The sequence below is a fragment of the Celeribacter halophilus genome (assembly GCF_018860305.1).
Classification (GTDB): domain Bacteria; phylum Pseudomonadota; class Alphaproteobacteria; order Rhodobacterales; family Rhodobacteraceae; genus Celeribacter; species Celeribacter halophilus_A.
The window spans coordinates 1-1,699 of sequence record NZ_JAHKPE010000041.1 but is presented as its reverse complement, the minus strand read 5'-3'; the positions used below and the strand labels follow the sequence as shown (position 1 = coordinate 1,699).

The 1,699-nt window shown below is 42.8% G+C and carries 2 protein-coding genes; both read right to left on the bottom strand.

Annotated elements, in window-relative coordinates; genetic code table 11:
- Positions 1-147 precede the first annotated feature (147 nt).
- Positions 148-1,137, bottom strand: coding sequence for a P-type conjugative transfer ATPase TrbB (gene trbB, locus KO492_RS18570; protein WP_012774846.1), 990 nt, complete (start codon positions 1,135-1,137; stop codon positions 148-150).
- Between the two features lie 273 nt (positions 1,138-1,410).
- Positions 1,411-1,699 (bottom strand): transcriptional regulator (locus KO492_RS18565; protein WP_216046342.1); only part of this gene is annotated, 289 nt, incomplete at its 5' end.

The window sequence follows — 1,699 nt, the reverse complement described above, 5'->3', positions numbered from 1 at the left end:
CATAAGGAAGTGAGCCGCCAGTGCCTTCGGATGCCATTGCAGGTTGAAGCGCCATTGCTAAGAACATCAACGCAAACAAGCCCAGGTAGAACATAGACGAGCGGTCGAATCGGATTTTTGATAGAGAGAATTGCATTTGTATAACTCCTAGATAGGTTTGTTTGATAAGGTTTCGGTCACGTATTGACCATCTTGATAACCGGACACTTCGATAATTTCTTCGACGGCCCTAGTGTTGGTTTTTTTGTTTTTGGCGATGTACACCAACGCATGAACCGCCTCGCCTATAAACGGTTCAATTGGGTCTGGTTTTTTAGGGTGCATTGTTATAAGGAACTTAAACCTCCCAAGACCACTAGAAGGGCCTTTGTTCGCATGTATTGTGGCAACGCCACCTGGATGACCTGTATTCCAAGCCATTAACAAATCGAGAGCTTCTGGACCACGCACCTCACCGACTAGAATTCGGTCAGGTCGCATCCTTAATGCGGTTTTTAATAAGCTGGTCATATCGACGGTTTCAGAGGTGCGGTACTGAACATAGTTCTTCGCGGCACACTGAATTTCACTGGTGTCTTCAATGATGATGAAGCGGTCATTAGGGAACTGTTCGACGGTTTCACGAATAATGGCGTTTGCCAGTGTGGTTTTACCGGAACCAGTCCCCCCCACGACAAGAATGTTTTTCTTTTGTGAAATGATATTCACTAAAGAATCTTTTTGAGCGGCAGTCATAATTCCGTTTTCTACATACTGTTCAAGCGTGAATATGCTCACCGCTTTTTTACGTATGGCAAATGACGGACCCTGACCTACTGCCACAGTCTCTAGTTGCCCTGCAAAGCGAGAACCATCTAAGGGAAATTCAGCCTCTAAATTCGGAGTGTATGAAGTAACTTCTTTGCCATGAAAACCTGCTACGGTTTCGATAATAGCTCGGCCTTGAGCTGGTCTAAGTGTGGTGATGCACTGCATATCTTCACCTAGCTTTTCAACCCAAACTGTGCCGTCAGGATTGAGCATCAACTCTACGGTTTTTGGATCATTAAAGATTGCTAGTAGTTCAGAACCCATGTCCCTTTCTAGCTTTCTTTTTGCTCTGTCTTTTACTGAGCCTGTCGATTCGTTAGGTTGCATTCAATTGCCTTTAAACTTAGTTGAATTCGGTAAATCCGTTTCTTGAACATACGATATACCGAAATTAAGCCATGTGCAACTAAACACAACAAAAGAATTTAAAGAAAATTACCTTTTGCCTTGCGAGTGAGACGCCACGCGAGCGCAGTCACGTTTTTAAATGGAGATAACCATATTGAAAAGAAGGATAAATAGTGGAATTTTGTGTATGAAGGGATGCTAAATTTAGCAGCTAAAATTTAGCCGCTAAAATATTAGTATTAGGAATGGATATTACTTTCTAGAGGAATTGAGTTGTTGGAGCTTTAATCTGGTTTCTTCGCCCCACTTCTTAACCTGGAATGCCTTGTGCTCAGGTAAGATAACAGAAACCCTTTCGTAGCCAGGAGGAAGACTACTTAATACTTTACCACCCGCCAAGGCTTCAAGAGATTCTTTGTTAAGGTCCGTAGATTCCAATAGAAGCGGTAGCGGTGTTTCAAGAGCTGACGCTATTGCTTCTAATACCTTCAATGAAGGATTTGCATTCCCCGTAGTTAAATCAGATAAGAACGATATAGAC

What these genes read in the sequence shown, in the direction of transcription:
- trbB (WP_012774846.1), bottom strand. Translation starts at nt 1,137, where the DNA reads ATGCAACCTAACGAATCGACAGGCTCAGTAAAAGACAGAGCAAAAAGA.